Origin of the sequence: Lentzea sp. NPDC004782 (assembly GCF_040609115.1) — a bacterium.
Lineage (GTDB): Bacteria > Actinomycetota > Actinomycetes > Mycobacteriales > Pseudonocardiaceae > Lentzea.
The window spans coordinates 1-16,609 of record NZ_JBEXJN010000081.1 but is presented as its reverse complement, the minus strand read 5'-3'; the positions used below and the strand labels follow the sequence as shown (position 1 = coordinate 16,609).

At 69.5% G+C, this 16,609-nt stretch carries 15 protein-coding genes; 4 read left to right on the top strand and 11 right to left on the bottom strand.

What is annotated here, in order from left to right:
• Positions 1-11 precede the first annotated feature (11 nt).
• The 6 genes from ABZV40_RS41785 to ABZV40_RS41760 all read right to left on the bottom strand — a co-directional run bounded on the left by ABZV40_RS41785 (position 12) and on the right by ABZV40_RS41760 (position 7,791).
• On the bottom strand, positions 12-770 hold the full coding sequence (locus ABZV40_RS41785; RefSeq protein WP_355455010.1) for an L-tyrosine 3-hydroxylase: 759 nt from the start codon (positions 768-770) through the stop codon (positions 12-14).
• Positions 767-2,278 carry an aromatic amino acid ammonia-lyase gene (locus ABZV40_RS41780; protein WP_355455008.1) on the bottom strand — a complete coding sequence of 504 codons (1,512 nt, stop codon included), beginning with the start codon at positions 2,276-2,278 and terminating at the stop codon, positions 767-769. Before ABZV40_RS41780 ends, ABZV40_RS41785 begins: the two co-directional genes overlap by 4 nt.
• Before the next feature lie 154 nt (positions 2,279-2,432).
• On the bottom strand, positions 2,433-3,185 hold the full coding sequence (locus ABZV40_RS41775; RefSeq protein ID WP_355455041.1) for an SDR family NAD(P)-dependent oxidoreductase: 753 nt from the start codon (positions 3,183-3,185) through the stop codon (positions 2,433-2,435).
• 148 nt (positions 3,186-3,333) lie between these two features.
• The gene (locus ABZV40_RS41770) at positions 3,334-4,122 is read right to left on the bottom strand and encodes a M23 family metallopeptidase (RefSeq protein ID WP_355455007.1); all 789 of its coding nucleotides are present in this window, start codon (positions 4,120-4,122) and stop codon (positions 3,334-3,336) included.
• 426 nt (positions 4,123-4,548) lie between these two features.
• Positions 4,549-6,666, bottom strand: a complete 2,118-nt coding sequence (locus tag ABZV40_RS41765; RefSeq protein ID WP_355455005.1) for a transglycosylase domain-containing protein — start codon at positions 6,664-6,666, stop codon at positions 4,549-4,551.
• A gap of 96 nt (positions 6,667-6,762) precedes the next feature.
• A complete protein-coding gene (locus tag ABZV40_RS41760; protein ID WP_355455003.1) occupies positions 6,763-7,791 on the bottom strand; it encodes a PfkB family carbohydrate kinase in 1,029 nt (342 codons plus the stop codon).
• A gap of 51 nt (positions 7,792-7,842) precedes the next feature.
• On the opposite strand from ABZV40_RS41760, the gene ABZV40_RS41755 reads away from it, so the two are divergent.
• Positions 7,843-9,036 (top strand): MFS transporter, encoded by a 1,194-nt coding sequence (locus ABZV40_RS41755; RefSeq protein WP_355455001.1) that lies wholly within the window; start codon positions 7,843-7,845, stop codon positions 9,034-9,036.
• Between the two features lie 128 nt (positions 9,037-9,164).
• Here ABZV40_RS41755 and shbA read toward each other — a convergent pair whose 3' ends face one another.
• From shbA to ABZV40_RS41730, 5 genes are all read right to left on the bottom strand, one after another.
• A complete protein-coding gene (gene shbA, locus ABZV40_RS41750) occupies positions 9,165-9,803 on the bottom strand; it encodes an RNA polymerase sigma factor ShbA (protein ID WP_355454999.1) in 639 nt (212 codons plus the stop codon).
• A 198-nt stretch (positions 9,804-10,001) separates the two neighbouring features.
• Positions 10,002-11,234: a cyclopropane-fatty-acyl-phospholipid synthase family protein gene (locus ABZV40_RS41745; RefSeq protein ID WP_355454997.1), complete on the bottom strand. Its 1,233-nt coding sequence runs from the start codon at positions 11,232-11,234 to the stop codon at positions 10,002-10,004.
• Positions 11,235-11,912, bottom strand: a complete 678-nt coding sequence (locus ABZV40_RS41740; protein WP_355454995.1) for a DUF1365 domain-containing protein — start codon at positions 11,910-11,912, stop codon at positions 11,235-11,237.
• The gene (locus ABZV40_RS41735; RefSeq protein WP_355454993.1) at positions 11,909-13,147 is read right to left on the bottom strand and encodes an FAD-dependent oxidoreductase; all 1,239 of its coding nucleotides are present in this window, start codon (positions 13,145-13,147) and stop codon (positions 11,909-11,911) included. Before ABZV40_RS41735 ends, ABZV40_RS41740 begins: the two co-directional genes overlap by 4 nt.
• Positions 13,140-13,778 (bottom strand): alpha/beta fold hydrolase, encoded by a 639-nt coding sequence (locus tag ABZV40_RS41730; RefSeq protein WP_355454991.1) that lies wholly within the window; start codon positions 13,776-13,778, stop codon positions 13,140-13,142. The genes ABZV40_RS41735 and ABZV40_RS41730 overlap by 8 nt, the downstream gene beginning before the upstream one ends.
• A gap of 124 nt (positions 13,779-13,902) precedes the next feature.
• Between ABZV40_RS41730 and ABZV40_RS41725 the strand changes: the two genes are divergently transcribed.
• The 3 genes from ABZV40_RS41725 (at position 13,903) to ABZV40_RS41715 (ending at position 16,522) form a co-directional block, all read left to right on the top strand.
• Positions 13,903-14,727 (top strand): alpha/beta hydrolase, encoded by an 825-nt coding sequence (locus ABZV40_RS41725; protein ID WP_355454989.1) that lies wholly within the window; start codon positions 13,903-13,905, stop codon positions 14,725-14,727.
• 69 nt (positions 14,728-14,796) lie between these two features.
• Entirely contained in the window at positions 14,797-15,945 is a 1,149-nt protein-coding gene (locus tag ABZV40_RS41720) for a glycoside hydrolase family 88 protein (protein ID WP_355454987.1), read from the top strand.
• Positions 15,946-15,955: 10 nt separating this feature from the next.
• A complete protein-coding gene (locus ABZV40_RS41715; protein ID WP_355454985.1) occupies positions 15,956-16,522 on the top strand; it encodes a nucleotidyltransferase family protein in 567 nt (188 codons plus the stop codon).
• The last annotated feature ends 87 nt before the right edge of the window (positions 16,523-16,609 follow it).

Here is a 16,609-nt window from a genome sequence, read left to right as displayed (position 1 = left end):
GCGGCCTTCTCTCATAGTCGGGTGGCGAGCGTCCTGAGTGTGGCGGTGTACTCGGGCCGCAACGGGTGTTTCGCGAGGTCACGACCGATGGCGGACAGGACGGCCGCGCGGTGCGCGCGATAGCGGCTCGCGCACACGTTCTCCCGGCTGACGAGGAAGAACTCGTCGAACCGGTCGCGGTCGGCGTCGGTGGTGGGCACGCGCGTGCGCCCGGACTCGCGCAGCAGCGAGTTGCCGCCCGGCACGAGTCTGCGCATGACCTCCATGTGTGCCAACAGGTTCGCCTTGCTCGCAGAGGAAAGCGGTGCGGCCGCCACGGGCCCCAGTGCGGTACGGGCCCGGCGCAGCAGGCCGGGCAGGGGCTCGTAGTCACGTGCCCACCGCCCGCTGAACGCCGGGTCGAACGCCATCATCATCGGCCGGATGACGTCCTCGTACACCTCACGGGAACAACTGCCCGAATAGGCGAGCATCACCGAGTACGCGTCATATCCAAGCGCAGCGAGGCGGACTAGTTGCGAATCAGGCTCGCGTATCAACCGATCGAGTGAAGCCGAAAGAAACCTCCACACCAGAAATGCGCCGTGATGGCCGAGAAACCACCGGTGGACGGCGCGCTCCACCGGATCCTCGGGAGTGTCGATCACGACCGGAATCTGATAGCAACCGGTGGCGCACGGAACCAATTCCGCCCCCGGCACCGGCAGGCGCAGAACCGGCAGATCGACCCACGTGCGGACCCGGACGGGCGCGCAGACCGGAGCGCTCATCGCCCACCCTCCACTTCGGACGCGACGGTGTCGAGCAGCTCCGCGACCCGGCCGAGGGTCTCCTCCAGCGGCCGGTCCGCCACGATCGGCGGCACCTCCTCGGCGATCCGGTCGAACACCTCCGCGAGCCTCGGTGCCCGCGGGCGGCGTGCCCCGACGTGCACGGCCTGGCGCAACCCGATGGCGAGCGCCGCGTGCAGGTACCGCAGCAGGCCCGCCTGGTCGAGCGCGGTGAACGCGGCCTGGGTGCCGAACGGGACGACGTCCTGGTTGTGCAGGTTCGTCGGCAGGCTCTGCATCGAGGCGGGGACGGCGGCCCTGCGCATCGCGGCGACGGTCGCCGTCGTGCACAGCTGCACGCCCTGCAACGCGTGGTGCCGGCCGGGCGCCGGGCTCAGCATCGGCGGCAGGCCGTTGGCGCGATGCGGGTCGACCAACAGGTCGAGCTGGCGTTCGGCCAGGTTGCCCAGCTGCACCAGCGCGACGTTGAGCTGGTCGGCCGCGAAGGCGCTGGGCTGGCCGAAGAAGTTGCCGCCGTGCACCACCTCCCCGCTCTCCGGGAAGAACAACGGGTTGTCGCTGACGCCGTTGAGGTCGCGGCGCACCACCTCGTCCGCGTGCCGCACGCTCGTGCCGGCCGCGCCGATCAGCTGGGGTGCGCACCGGATGCTGTAGGCCTCCTGCAGCGGGCGTTCACCGGACGGTGTGCTGCCTTCGAGCCAGGTCCTGATGGCGGCGCCGGTGTCCGCGACGTCCGGGTGGCCGAACGCGGCGAGCAGGCCGACCGACGTGAACTCGGTGCCGCAGCCCAGCACGTCGGTCAGCAAGGCGGACAACAGCTCCGCGGTCCGGCGCGCGCGGTTCGCCTGCGCGACAGCGAGTCCGAGTGCTGCGGCGGTCACCGAAATGCCGTTGACCAGCGCGAGCGCGTCCCGCCCGTCCAGCTCCAGCGTCGTGAGCCCGGCGAGGCGCAGCGCGTCCGCCGCGGGCAGGAGCCTGCCCTGGAAAAACGCATTCCCGTTGCCTCGCAACGCATGCGCCACGTACGCGAGCGGCTGGAGATCACCGCTCGCGCCGACCGAGCCGAGCCGCGGCACCGCGGGGGCGAACTCCGTGCCCAGCACGGCGATCAGCGCCGTGACGACCTGCTCCGACACACCGGACCGCCCCTGCGCCAACGAGAACAGCCGCGCCAGCACGGCCGCGCGGGCGACGGCGGGCGGCATCAGCTCACCGTGGCCGACGATGTGGTGGATGATCGTGTTGTCGCTCTGACCGGCGCTGTCCGGGCGGCCCTCGAACTCCACGAGCGGGCCGAAACCCGTTGTGACACCGTAGATCGCGCGACCGGAGCCGCTGACGTCGAGCACGAACTCGCGGCAGCGCGCGACCCGTTCTCTCACCTCGTCCGGCAGCTCGACGTGCAGCGGATCACGCGCGAGCTCGAGGTGCGCGGGTTCGAGTGCCGCGGCCAGGTTGACGGCAGCGGAAGATGTTCCGACAGGCACGACGCCTCCTGTGGACGGATTTTCGGGGAGCCTCTCGCGACGATCCCCGTTGACCTGTCGGCGAGGAAGGGCCTTAACGCTCTACACGAAGAAATACAGGTTCCTCGTTCACGCACGCGGCGGAAGCTGTTGCCGGTTGACAGTGCAGGCGTTCTCACGCGTCGTTCTGCGTGACGAGTCCACCCGACCGGTGATCGAACTCTCCGCTCACGATTCGAGCCAAAAGACCGGCGGACTGCTCCACCGGGGTGAACCTGCCGCTGTCGCGCTGAGATCTCGCCCACCGCGAGATCCGCTGCTGGTCCGGATCATCGGACTCGTGCTCGCAACCGCGGCCCATCAGCCCGATGCCGACCATGCCGGGGTCGTAGCTCAGCACCGCGATCGGCCGTCGTTTCAGCTCCACCGCGAGATTCTCGGTCAGCTTGATCACGGCCGCCTTCGACACGGAGTACGCCGTGACGTAAGGCCATCTGTGCACGCCGGCGTTGCTGACCACGTTGATGATCCGCCCGCTCGTCATCGTGCGAATGGCGGCGTTGGCGGCGAACGCGGTGCCGCGCAGGTTCACCTCGAACGTGCGCCACCACTCGTTCTCGTCGACCTGCCAGGTCGGCCCGACCGGTCCGCCGAGCGCGCCGTTGTTGACCAGCACGTCGACGCCGCCGAGGCTCTCGATGAGCTTGGGCGTCGCGCCGGGGTCGCCGAGGTCCGCGACGTGCGCCTCGACGTCGACCCCCTTGGCCCTGAGCTCACCCTCCGCGGCACCGAGCGCCTCCTCGTCGCGACCGGTGATGACGAGCCGATGCCCTTGCGCGCCAAGGACTTCGCTGAACGCCCGCCCCAGCTCCTTGGCACCGCCGGTGACGAGAACGCGCAGGGCCTTGCCGGAGAACGACGTCGACATCTCTTCCACGAAGCCCAACCTGGCGCACCGCTGGAAAAGGCGCCACCCCCGCCGCCGTCGACTCCCGGCCGTGACGTCGCCTTGCGTCACCACGAAGGCCGTGGGCACCTCACCCGTTCGGGCGCAGTCGTCCGTCCACGAAGGCCGGTCAGAGCGTGACGCCGCGCTCCGCCAGCCAGGGCAGCGGGTTGATCTTCTGCCCGCCGTCGACCCACACCTCGAAGTGCAGGTGCGGCCCGGTCGACTGACCGCGGTTGCCGATCGTCGCGATCTGCTGCCCAGCCTTGACCTTCGCACCCTGCGGCACGTCGATCGTGTTCATGTGCCCGTAGACGGTGATCGTCCCGTCCTCGTGCTGAATCCGGACCCACAACCCGAACCCGGACGCGGGCCCGGCCTCGATCACCGTGCCGTCCATCGCGGCCACGATCGGCGTGCCGATGGCGTTCGCGATGTCGACACCGTTGTGGCTGGTTCCCCAGCGCGCCCCGAAGCCGGACGTGAACGTGCCCTGCGCGGGCCGCACGCACTTCGGCCGGCGGGCCTCCTCCTCGGCCTTGACGCGGGCCTGCTCGGCCTGGATCGCCTCTTGGCGCTTCGCGTAGGCGGTCTCCGCGGACTTGAGCGCCTCGCGGACGGTGAACTGCACCTGGATCTGCTCGGCCTGCAGCAGCTTGCGCGTCTCGGAGGTGGAGTCCACCGAGTGGACCGTGCGGATGCTCTCCGGCTGCTGCTGCCCGGTCATCACCGCCGCGAGATCCTTCGTCGCCGCGACCGGGACGATGCGGTCGACGGGCGTGACCGTGGCCATCGCCTGGGCGAAGCCGGCGCCGGCCAGGGCACCCGCGGCCACCACGGCCGCTACGGCCCTCTTGCGGTCCAGGTCCACTCTGGCCAGGACGTCGACCAGCTGACCCTTCGCTCGATGCCGTGCCAAGACTTGCCTCCATGCACTCGGGGGAGTCCGGTAACCGCTCGTGGCTTCGAGGGCCGGTGGACTGGACCGTTTCGGGGGTGATCCGTGTCCTGGCGGTTATCGAACCGTGACATGCGGCGGAGAACGTAACCTCGCGTCACCGGCCTGGGCAAGCTATGTGGACGTTTGGGTGACGAGGCCCACGATCAGTTACTCAGCGTGGTTGACCGTTCTTGGGGTTGGTCACCGCGCTTTGAACCAATCACCGTCTTGGTGTTTGTACTGGTCAGTCGCTTTATCGAGAAAGATCGACGGCTCGGTTGGTGCCGGGTGGTGGGGGTGGGTGCGTCACCCTGCGTCGAGGGGCGCCTGGACGCTCCTCGAGCCCAAAGCGAAAAGGCCGTCGGACGCGAGACGCGTCCGACGGCCCCTTCGGCCGAACAAGCCCTACTTGTACCGGGCCGCGGCGGGTGGCAGCTGCTCCACCGGCAGGTTCTCGTGGATCACCTTCATCGCGTTGAACCAGGTCGGTGCCGCTACCTGGCCACCGAACACGCCCTGCGAGGCGCCGGGGCAGAAGCGGATCGGGTTCGCGCAGATCACCTCGGGGTGGTTGCCGTCGGCGTAGGTCATGACGGCGCCCGCGTACTGCGGGGTGGCGGCCAGGAAGGCGACCGACTTGTGCTCCTCGGTGGTGCCGGTCTTGGCGATGGTCGGGCGGTTCCAGCCGGAGGCGCTCGCGGCGGCCGCGGCGGTGCCGCCGTTGACGATGTCGTGCGACATGCCCTGGGCGAGGGAGTTGGCCAGGTCGGTGTTCACGGCCTGCTCGCAGGGCTTTTCCTTCAGCGGGATTTCCTTGCCGTAGCGGTCGAGGACCTTCTCCACCGGGGTCGGCGGGCACCAGGTGCCGCCGGAGACGATGGTGGCGGCGACGTTGGCCAGTTCCAGGACGCTGGTGGCGCCGGGGCCGAGGGTGAAGGAGCCCGCGTTGTTCTGCTTCGTCCAGTCGCCCTGGGACGGACCGTTGGACTTGTCCTCCTTGAGCGGCTCACCGTTGCGGTTGACGCCCTGGAGGGTTTCACGCATGCCCATGCGGTAGGCCATGTCCACGACCTTGTCGAGGCCGGTCTTCTCCTCCAGGATCACGAAGCCCGTGTTCGGGGAGGTCGCGAGGGCCTGGGTCAGCGACATCTTGTCGGCGTACTTGCCCGCGTTCTCGATCTTCCAGGGCGAGCCGCCGTTCGGGTAGACCTTGGAGTAGTAGGTCGCGGGGACCGACATCTCCTTGTCGATGCCGATGACGCCGTTCTCGAGCGCGGCGGCGGCGGTGAAGATCTTGTTGACCGAGCCGGGACCGAACGGGAGGACCTCGGCCGGCACCGGGCGGGCCACCTGGCCGAGCTCGGCGTTGTTGCCGTAGTCGCGTGAAGCGACGAGGGCGCGCACCTTGTGCTTGTCCTTGCCGGGCTGGACGACCGACATGACGTTCGAGATGCCGTTCAGGGTCTTGGGCACCTGCTGCTCGGCCGCCTGCTTCGCCGCCTTGGTGGCGTTCGGGTCCATCGTGGTGCGGATGGTGAGGCCGCCGCGCTGCAGCTGCTTGTTCGTGATGCCCGCCTCGCGCAGGTAGTCGAGCAGGTAGGAGCAGAAGAAGCCGTAGATCGGGCCGTCACCGGCGCCGACACAGCCCTTCGGGAGGATCTTCAGGTCGTCGACCACGCCCAGCGGAGCGGCCTTGAACTCGTCGGCCTTCTTCTGGGCCTCGGCCTGGTCGGTGCCGAACGCGCCGTTCTCGCGCATCTTGTCGATGACGATGTTGCGGCGCTCCAGCGCCTTGTCCGGGGACGAACCGGGGTTGAGCGACGACGGGCGGTTCGCGATCGCGGCCAGCAGCGCGGCCTGCGGAACGGTCAGCTTGTCGGCCGTCGTGTTGAAGTAGGCCTTGGCGGCGGCACCGACGCCGTAGGTCTGGTTGCCCAGCGGCACGATGTTCAGGTAGCCGGCGAGGATCTCGTCCTTCGACATCTGCTGTTCGAGCTGCAACGCGATGCGGGCCTCGCGGAGCTTGCGGCCGACGGTCGCCTCGGTGGCCTTCTCCCAGGCCTCCTGCTCGTTGTCGGCGCCGAGCACGAACGCCATGTAGTTCTTCACGTACTGCTGGGTCAGCGTCGAGGCGCCCTGCGACGCCCCACCGTCCACACCGGCCTTCGCGGCGGCACGGGCGATGCCCTGCCAGTCGACGCCGCGGTGGGAGTAGAACCGCTTGTCCTCGATCGCGAGGATGGCGAGCTTCATGGTGTCCGCGATGTCGCTGGACGCCAGCGGGATCCGGTACTGGTCGTACAGGTAGGCGATCGGGGCGCCGTTCATGTCCTCGATGGTCGTGACGAGCGGCAGCTCCGCCTTCGCGAGATCACCGGACGTCTTGTCGACCTCGTCGGCCGCGCGGTTGGACGCGAGCCCGAGACCTCCGACGAACGGGAACACCATCGCGGCGAGGAGCACACCCGCCGTCAGGCACAACCCCAGCAACTTGACCAAGCCTGACGCGCGTGCGGCGAACAACCCGCAACTCCTTCCGAACTCCACCCCAGAGATCCCTACGTATTAAGTCGCGCGGGAGGCCCGTGAGGTTGCGTCCGCTGATCGACTGATTCCAACCTACCGGAGCAACCGCAGGCCGATCGTCGGGCTGGCCCTCCGCACCTCCACTCCCGCGTGGTCGGGCAGCAGGTCGTCGAGGAACCCGTACCGCGTCAGCTCCTCGTCCGGCCTCCTGCTCACCGTCCGCCACCAGACCGCGATGTCGCCCCAGCCGGGGGCCGACAGCGACCCGCCGAAATGCTGCACGGACAGCGCGGCGCACAGGTTCGCGAACCGCACCCGGTGCTCCAGCGGCCACCCGGCCAGAGTGCCCATCACGAACCCGGCGCCAAACACGTCACCGGCCCCGGTCGCGTCGAGCTGCGCGACGTTGAGCCCCGGCACGTCCACGCACTCGCCGGTAGCGCTGTCGACCGCCACCGCACCGCCTCCCCCACGTGTGACGACCACCACCGGCACGTGCTCGGCGAGCTTGCGCGCCGCGGCCTCCGGCGAGTCGGTGCGCGTGTAGCCCTGCGCCTCCACGTGGTTGGGCAGGAACACGTCGTACCCCTCAAGACGCCGCAGCAGCTCCGGCGACCACGCCCCGGTGCGGTCCCAGCCGATGTCGGCGAACAGCAGCGCGCCGTTCTCCTTCGCCGTGCGCACCCACTGCTCGTCCTCCGCCTGGATGTGCACGAAGCACGCGCGCGTCGACGGCGGCGGGCAGAACAGATCGTCGGCGACAACCGGTGCCTTGTGCCCGTGCGTGACCATGGACCGGTCTCGCTCCATCGCCATGGACACCGTCACCGGCGAGTGCCACCCGTAGAACCGGCGGCAGTACGAGAGGTCGACGCCCTCCTGGTCGGCCAGCACGTCCCAGCAGAAGTCGCCGTACGCGTCCTCGCCGAACGCCGCCGCCAGCGCGGTCTTGAGCTCCAGCCGGCGCAGCGCCACCGCGAGGTTCGCGATGCCGCCCGGACACGACCCGAGACCCTCCGCCCACACCTCTGTCCCCGCGGCCGGTGGGCGGGGCAGGCCGGTGAAGATGATGTCGAGGAACACCGTGCCGGTGAGCAGCACGTCGTAGTCCGGATCAGCCATGCACAAACCATGCCATCCGGCACCGACAACCATGCGCTAGAAACGACGTCCATGGGGGTTCCGCTCAGGAAGAACGTTCAGTTCCAGCTGCTGTGGTTCGGCGGCGCCGTCTCGCAGCTGGGCACGCAGCTCACCACGTACGCCATGCCGCTGCTGATCTTCGCGGTCACGGGGTCGTTCTTCTGGGCGGGCGTGATCGCGGGCGTGCGGGCGACCACGCTGCTCCTCGCCCAGATGCCCGCGGGCGTGTGGGTGGACCGCTGGGACCGCGGCAAGGTCCTGGTCTGGAGCCAGACCACGCAGGCCGCGGCCGTCGCGGCGATGGCGGCCAACGTCGTCACCGGCCTCGACTCGATCCCGCTGTTCCTCGCGCTGGCCGCGGTGGACGGCGTCTGCACCGCGTTCGCCGGCCCCGCCCGCTCCACCGCGGTCAAGGCGGTGGTGCCGCCGGAGCAGCTCAGGACCGCCTTCGCGCAGGAGGAGGCGCGCGGCCACGTCGCCTGGCTCGCCGGTCCGTCGCTCGGCGCGCTGCTCTACGGGTTCGGCCGCGCGGTCCCGTTCGTCGCGGACGCGGTGTCGTTCCTCGTCGCCGCGGTCTGCGCCTGGTTCGCCGAGATCCCCGCGCGCACCGAGCAGCGACCGCGCCGGCGCATGCGCCAGGACCTGCGGGAAGCCTGGGGCTGGCTGTGGCACCAGCGCGGGATGCGCAACGTCGTCGCGATCTTCCTGACCCTCAACCTGCTCGGGGTGGCCTCGATGATCCCGGTCGTCGCGCTGGTCAAGGAACGCGGCGGTCCCGACTGGCTCGTCGGCCTGGTGCTGACCGGCGTCGGTGTCGGCGGTGTGCTCGGAGCGCTGATCTCGCCCAAGGTGACCGCCCGCCACGACCGGATCGTCGTCGCGGTGCTCGTCGTCTTCGGTGTGTGCAACCTGGCGATGGCGCTGCCGTTCGGCGCGTGGTGGCCGTTCGTGCCGTTGATGGTCACCGCGGTCGCGACACCGTTGCTCAACGTCTCGGTGAGCGCGGTCTTCACGGCGATGGTGCCCGACGACCTCATGGGACGGATGGACGCGATCCTGACGGTTGCCTCACGCGCGCTCACTCCGCTCGCCCCGGTGCTCGGCGCGTTCGCCGCTGACGTCGTCGGCGGCGCGGTCGCGCTGATGACGTTCGGCGCGTTGATCCTGCTGACCGCCCTGGTCGCGGCCTTCACCGACCTCAGGACTCCGCAGCGACTCTCCTGAGGTGCTCAACGGACCCCTGACCTGCCGGGCAGCTACGTGGATGAAGGGCGCCTTCATCCACACCAGGTGGAGGAAGGCGCCCTTCATCCACCTCACAGACCGCGAACTGCGACACGACTTCCGGCTGTCTAGCCCTCCTCGGCGATCATCTCCCGCATCCGCGTGAGCGCGCGGTGCTGCGCCACCCGCACGGCACCCGGCGTCGACTCCACCGCCAGCGCCACCTCCTCCGCCGACAGGCCCACCGCCACCCGCAGCACGAGGATCTCGCGCTGGCGTGACGGCAGCTTGTGCAGCAGGCGGGTGACCTGGGCCATCATCTCGCCGTTGACCGCGTGCTGCTCCGGCCCGTCCTCCAGGGAGGGGCAGTCGGGCAGCTCCGGCACCACCTCGGCGCGGTTGCGGACGGCGCGGCGGCGGGCGTCGGCGACCTTGTGCGCGGCGATGCCGTACACGAAGGCCAGGAACGAGCCCGGTTCGTAGCGGTACTTGGACAGCGCGCCGAGAACCGCCACGCAGACCTCCTGCGCGATGTCCTCGGCCGAGACCAGGGTGCGCTCGCGGCCGCCGACGCGTGCGCGGCAGTAGCGCACGATCAACGGCTGGATCCGGCCGAGCAGGTGCTCGACCGCGCGTCTGTCTCCCGACAGAGCGGCGTCGACGAGGTCGTTGAACTCGGCTTCGGCGAGCCACTGGTTGGAGACCGGTGCCTGGCGCACCCGCCGGCGCATGGGCACCGTTGGCTGGTTCCAGGTCTCCGCTGTCATCACTGCAGCGAGGCCGGCACCGTCATCGGTCCGCACGGCTGTGGGTTGGACCATCCCGGCGACCCTCCTCTACAGCGACACTAGGGGCTTCACTGAAGAAGAGAACGCAGCGAGCCGATTGATACCGCCTGCTGCAAAGCTGACCACGAAGTCCAGCCGGGTGGGGAAAGCAGCACCCAATTGGGGCAGAAGGTGGTCCTAACGGCCCAGTCTTTCGACCATGGCGAACTGCTGGACGCCCAGGTAGCCGACGCGGAAACCCGCCTCCGAGTAGGCCAGGTAGAACTCCCACATCCGGCGGAACGTGTCGTCGAAGCCGAGCTGCCTCACCTCGTCCCATCGGGTGAGGAACGTGTCGCGCCACCGCCTCAGCGTCTCGGCGTAGTCGTGCCCGAACGAGCGGGTCTCGGCGATCCGCAGCCGGGTGTGGTCGCGCACGGACTCCTCGATCGAGCGCACCGACGGGATGAGGCCGCCGGGGAAGATGTACTTGTGGATCCAGGTGTAGCTGGCCCTGCTCGCGATCATGCGGTCGTGCGGCATGGTGATCGCCTGCAGCCCCACCCGGCCGCCGGGAGCGAGCACCCGGTCGAGCATCGAGAAGTACTCGGGCCAGTATTCGGCACCCACTGCCTCGATCATCTCGACGCTGACGACGGCGTCGTACTGACCGTGCTCCTCTCGGTAGTCCCGCAGCTGCACCGTCACCCGATCGTGGAGGCCCGCGTCCCTCACCCGGTCCAGTGCCAGCTTCCGCTGTTCCGCGGAGATGGTCAGTGACGTGACCGTCGCACCCCGCTCGGCCGCCCGGATGGCCAGCGCGCCCCACCCGGTCCCGATCTCCAGCACCCGCGATCCGGCGCGCACGCCCGCGTAGTCGAGCACGCCGTCGATCTTGCGGAGCTGGGCCGTGCGCAGGTCGACGTCGGAGTTCTCGAACAACGCCGACGAGTACGTCATCGTCTCGTCCAGGAACGCCGCGAACAGCTCGTTGGACAGGTCGTAGTGCCGGTGGACGTTCTGCCGCGAGCCCGCCACGTCGTTGGTGTCGGACGAGGGGTGGCCCCGCTCCGCCCACCGCCGCAGCCGCTGCAGACCGGGCGGGATCAGCGTGGTGAGCCGGGCCGCGAACGCCGACAGCACGTCCGCGAGCTCGTCGGACGCCCAGTCGCCCACCATGTACGCCTCGCCGAAGCCGATCTTGGCGTCGGCGCCGAGCCGGTGGAAGAACTCGGCGGGCCGCACCAGCCGCATGACCGGTCCGCCGGCGCCCCAGGTGCGACCGTCCGGCAGCTGGACGCTCACCGGCAGCGTGCGCACGGCGTTGCGGAACAGCGACTCGGCGATCCGGGCGCGCAGGGGCGATCGCGGCGCGGTGAACAGGCCGGGCCAGATGCCCTGGTTCGGCCGGGGCAACGACAGCGTGCTCATCTACTCACTCCTGGGGACGATCGGCAGACGCCTGAGGTACAGGGCGATGCCATGGCGGCGGATCAGCGCGGACACGCGCTGGGGCATCAGCGGCCGCTTGAGGAGCAGGCGCAGCCCCGTGCTGCGCGTGCCCTTCATCGTGGCGCTGAAGGTCGTCTTCCCGTTCTGCCGCAACGCGATGGTCACCGACAGCCGGCTTCCCGGTTTCGGCAGCTTCATCACGTAGTGGCCGTCGACCTGCAGGAACGGGGAGACGTAGAACTCCTTGCCGACCGACGCCCGGCCCTGGTCGTCGGTCCGCAGCAAATAGCAGTGCCGCCCGCCGTAGGTGTTGTGCACCTCCGCGACCACACACACGAGCGCTCCGGACGCGTCGTGGCACCAGTACACGGACAGCGGGTTGAAGACGTGGCCGAGCACGCGGGCGTTGGCGAGCATCAGGACCTGTCCGCCGCCGAGCTCGATCCCGTGACCGGCCAGCCACTCGTCGAGGTTCTCCCGGATGCTCTTCACGGGCGAACCGAGGTGGTCGCGGGCCTCGAAGCGCGCGAACGTCCGAGCCCACCAGGGCAGGCGCGGCAGCTCGTCGAGGTCGACGAGCCACATGTACGCGCGGTGGCTGAACGTCCGCTCGATCAGCTCACGACGTGTGTGCGTGATGAGGACGTCGTAGATCACCAGTCGACCCCGAAGTGCCGGGCCGCGCGCACCCCCGACGCGCAGCCGTCCTCGTGGAAGCCCCACCCGTGGTACGCGCCGGCGTACGCGGTGGTGCCACTGTTGATCTCAGCCAGACGTCGTTGGGCCGCAACGGATTCCGGCGTGTAGATCGGGTGCTCGTAGGTCATCCGCGCGAGCACCCGGTCCGGGTTCACGTCGTGCGGGTTCAGCGTCACCACGAAGTCGCGCCGGTCGTCGAGCCGCATCAGCCGGTTCATGTGGTAGCTGACGAGCACCTGGTCGCCGGCCTCGACGCACGCCCGCTTGTAGAGGTTCCACGACGCCTTCGCCCCGCTCGTGCGCGGCAGGATCGAGGCGTCGGTGTGCAGCCACGTCTCGTTGCGCGAGTACTGGAACGCGCCCAGCACCTCCTTCTCCTCGCGCGTCGGGTCGGCGAGCAGGCCGAGCGCCTGGTCGGGGTGCGTGGCGATGACGACGTGGTCCGCGGTGTGCAGCACGTTGTCGTCGTCGCGGATCTCCACGCCGTCGGCGGTGCGGGTCACCGCCCGGATCGGGGTGCTCACGTGGACGGCGTGCAGCCCCTTCACCGCACGCTCGACGTACGTGCGGGAGCCGCCGACGACGGTCTTCCACTGCGGCGTGCCACCGATCGACAGCATGCCGTGGTTGCCGAGGAACTCGAACAGGTACCACGCCGGGTACTTCATGCTCAGCGCCGCACCGGCCGACCACACCGCGCTGACCAGCGGCACGATGAAGTGGTCGACGAAGTACCGCGAGTAGCCGCCGATCGCGAGGAACGCGCCGAGCGTGACGTCGTGCGCCTCGGCGTGGTCGAGCACCCGCTGGGCGTGCCGGTAGAACCGCGTGACCTCGGCGAGCATCCGGACGAAACGCACGTTGATCAGGTTGTCCGGCCGCGCGAACAACCCCGGCAGCTTCTTCGCGCCCGCGTACTCCAGCCCGCAGCCGTCGCACCGCACGCTCATCGACATCTCGGAGTCCTGGGTGGACACCCGCAGCTCGTGGAAGAGCCGGATCAGGTTCGGGTACGTCCGTTCGTTGTGGACGATGAACCCGCTGTCGACGGCCACCCCGCCGACGTCGTGCGTGTGCGCGTGCCCGCCGAGCCGGCTGTCTGCCTCGAACAACGTGACGTTGTGCTTGCGTTGCAGCACATAGGCGGCGGTGAGCCCGGCAACCCCCGCTCCGATGACGGCGACCTCACCCACGCGAACCTCCCAAAGGCACGTCGAGGCCTCGCGGCGAGGCCTCCCGCATGGCATTCGCGATGTCCGGTGCCACCGGTTCGAGCCCGAGCTCACCGTGCACGAAGTCGACGACGAGCCTGGTCCAGTCCCGCGCCCGCCTGAGCATCGCGTGGCCGTCGCCCTCGACGGTGAACCGCGCGACCCGGTCGGTGACGGTCTTGGCCTGCCGGGCGAACCACAGCGATTTGGCGGGGTCCGTCATCCGCTCCTGGTCGCCGTGCGCGATCAGCAACGACTTGCCGGCGAGCTGCCGGAACGGCTCCCCCGGCTCGATCCACGGCGCCAGCGCGCACACGGCCCGCACGCTCGGATGCCCGGCGACGCGCAGCGCGGTCCGGCCGCCCATCGAGTGCCCGACGAGCACGACCGGCTTGCCCGGATGCAGCTCGGTGATCCTGCGCAGCGCCCACTCGGCGTCCTTGACGGGGTCGAGGCTCGGCGCGTTCCAGCCCCTCTTGCGATACCGCAGCACCCAGACCTCGACACCGGGCGCGCGCAGCGCTCTGGCCAGCGGCACCATCCTCAGGTAGGCGAGGTTGTGCCGCCGGACGGGTTCCTGGCCGTGTTCGCGGCCGCCGTGGAGCACGAGCACAACGGCGTTCGTACCTGTCGGTGATGTCAGCACGTCGACATGCGGATGCACGCCCGATGTTCGGGCGGCCACGTCTTTCGGCTCGAACCTTGAGAGCCAGGTCACACCGGTACTGTTCGAACCTGTGATCGACCACATCGGCATCGAGACCGAGGCAGGCACCTTCGACGCCATCGCGTCCGGCCCCGAGGACGGCCGCCCGGTCCTGCTGCTGCACGGCTTCCCCGAGGCCGCCATCGAGTGGGAGCACCAGGTCGCGGTGCTGGGCGCGAACGGGTTCCGCGCGGTCGCCCCCGACCAGCGCGGCTACTCCCCCGGCGTGCGCCCCGAGAACGCGGCCGAGTACACCGTCACGCACCTGGTCGGTGACGTGATCGCCATGGCCGACGCGCTGGGCTGGGGCACGTTCGACCTGGTCGGCCACGACTGGGGTGGCGCGGTCGCGTGGTGGACGGCGATCGACCACCCCGACCGCCTGCGCACGCTTTCGGTGTTCTCGACGCCGCACCCCGGCGCGCTCAAGGTCGCGTTGCAGACCGACGAGGACCAGCGGCTGCGGTCGCAGTACATGCTGGACTGGCGCGAGCGCAGCACCGAGCGGCGGATGCTGGAGAACAACGCCCAGGCGCTCAAGCAGATGTTCGACTGGAAGATCCGGCCCTCGCACCTCGACGAGTACCTGCAGCGACTGGCCGAACCGGGCGCGCTCACCGCCGCGCTCAACTGGTACCGGGCGGGCAAGCCGCACGGCGCGGCCGGCAAGGTCGACGTCAAAACGATGTACGTGTGGAGCACCGAGGACGTCGCGTTCGGGTCGGTGGCCGCGTTCGAGACCGAGAAGTGGTGCACCGGCGGGTACCGGTTCGAGATGGTCGAGGACGTCAGTCATTGGATCCCTGAGGAGATCCCGGAGGCCGCTTCCTCGATGCTTCTGGAACATCTGACCTAGACATCGGAGCTTTACCCCTGGTAGGTCTGTGCGTACCGCCGCCAAGGCATCCCCTTGGAGGGAACACGCATGACCACGTCCAGGCGTGACTTCGTCAAGCTCAGCGCACTAGCCGGCGGTCTCGCTCTCGGAACGGGCACCGCCTCGGCGAAGGAGTGCGCCGACTGGTCCGTCGAGGTCGTCGAGTCGACGATGCGGCAGTACACGCCGGAGACACTCGGCGGCTGGGGCTACACCCGCGGCCTGTACCTGTGGGGCCAGTGGCTCGTCTTCCAGCGCACGAAGAACAAGAAGTACTTCGACTTCATCAAGGCGTGGGTCGACCGGTTCGTCGGACCGGACGGCAGGATGAACCGCACCTTCACCAACCTGGACTCGATGCGCGCGGGCCAGCTGCTGCCGTTGCTGTACAACGCGACCGGCGACGTGCGGTACCGCACCGCCTCGACGCAGATCCGCGAGCGCCTCAACACCTACGCCCGCACCAAGGAGGGCGGCTTCTGGCACGCCGAGGGCGGCACCCGCGACTGGCAGAACTGGTCGGACGGCGTCTACATGGTCGTGCCGTTCATCATGCGGCACGGCTACACGTTCGCCGAGAAGGAGTGGGCGACCGCGGAGGCCGTGAAGCAGCTCCTCGTCTACGCGAAGAACCTGCAGCACGCGAGCGGCCTGTTCCACCACGCCTACGACGAGTCGCGCACGGTCAGCTGGGCCGACCCGGTCACCGGGGTGTCGCCGGAGTTCTGGGGCCGCGCGATGGGCTGGTACGCGATCACCGTGTGCGACGTGCTGGAGGACCTGCCGCGCACGCACCCCGACCGGCCGAAGCTGATCTCGATCCTGGGCAGGCTGATCGCGGCGCTCGCGAAGTACCAGGACCGCGAGACGGGACGCTGGTTCCAGGTCGTGGACAAGGGCTCCAACCCGCAGAACTGGACCGAGACGTCGTGCTCGTCCATGTACACGATGGCCATCTCACGCGCCGTGGAACGTGGTTACGTGTCACGCAAGTACGACGTTGTGGTCTGGCGTGGTTATCGCGGCGTGCTGGACCGGCTGACGGTCAACGCGGCCGGCAACACCGAGATCTCCGAGATCTGCATCGGCACGAACGTCGGCGACCTGCCGTTCTACCTGGCACGACCGCGGGCGGTGAACGACCTGCACGGCGTCGGCGCGTTCCTGATCATGAACGAGCAGCTCCAGAGGCGGTAGGTTCGCGGGTATGCGCGTGGCCGGCCTCCTGCTAGCTGCGGGGGCCGGCCGCCGGTTCGGCACCCCGAAAGCCCTCGTTGCGTTGAACGGCAAGCTGTTCGTCGACTCGGCGGCCGAGCTGCTCAGGGCAGCCGGGTGCGAGCCGGTCGTGGTCGTCCTCGGTGCCGAGGCGGACGAGGTGCGGGCGAAGGCCTCTTTGGACGGCGTGACCGTCGTCGACAACCCGCACTGGGAAACGGGGATGGGCTCGTCGCTGCGCACGGGCCTGCACGCGATCGGCCTCGCCGACGCCGTCGTGGTGCTCCCCGTGGACACGCCCGGCGTCACCGTCGCCGCCCTGCACCGCCTGATGAACCTCGCCGAGCCGGAAGCGCTGGCCCGCGCGGTGTACCACGGTGAGATCGGGCACCCGGTCCTGATCGGCTCCGACCACTTCGCGGGCGTGATGGCCTCGGCAGCGGGCGACCAGGGCGCGCGCGACTACCTCAAGGCCAACACCGTCCGCCACGTCGAATGCGCTGACGTGGCGGACGGTGCGGACGTCGACCGGCCGGAGGACCTCAGGCCCGGGAACTGAGGCCCGAACGCGATGTGCCGGGTGCTCGATGAAGGGCTCCTTCATCCACCTCAGGTGCAGGAAGGAGCCCTTCATCGAGCCCCCAAA